Genomic DNA, 486 nt, shown 5'->3' on the forward strand with positions numbered 1-486 from the left:
CGCGTTAAGCCAGAACGTGCTGCGCCGCAACTACGGCAGCTGGCTGCGCATGGCCTCGTTCGTGAAGCTCGACATGCAGGCGTTCCGGCCGGAGCTCGCCGAGCCGCTGGTGAAGTTCGCGCGTGCCAACAGCCAGGCCGTGCTGGTGGCCGAGAAGGTGGAAACCGCCGAGCAGCACGAGCGCATGGCCGCGCTGGGCGTGAAGCTCTTCCAGGGTTTCTGGTTCGCCAAGCCCGCCCTGGTGAAGGCGCAGACCATCCGGCCTTCGCAGGCGACGATCATCCAGCTCATCAACCTCGTGCGGAAACAGGCCAGCACCGCCGAGATCGAGGAGCTGCTCAAGAAGGACCCGACGCTGTCCTTCAACCTGCTGCGCTTCATCAACTCGTCCGGTTTCGGGCTGTCGTGCGAGATCACCTCGTTCCGCCACGCCGTCATGATCCTCGGCCTCAAGAAGCTCTTCCGCTGGGCCGCGCTGCTCATGAC

The 486-nt window shown here is 65.0% G+C and carries 1 protein-coding gene; it reads left to right on the forward strand.

Annotated features, from left to right (window positions below; genetic code table 11):
* Positions 1-486 (forward strand): HDOD domain-containing protein (locus GVL52_RS31880; protein WP_160012709.1); only part of this gene is annotated, 486 nt, incomplete at both ends.

This window comes from Rhizobium sp. 18055, from assembly GCF_902706285.1.
In the GTDB taxonomy this organism is placed as follows: Bacteria; Pseudomonadota; Alphaproteobacteria; order Rhizobiales; family Rhizobiaceae; genus Rhizobium.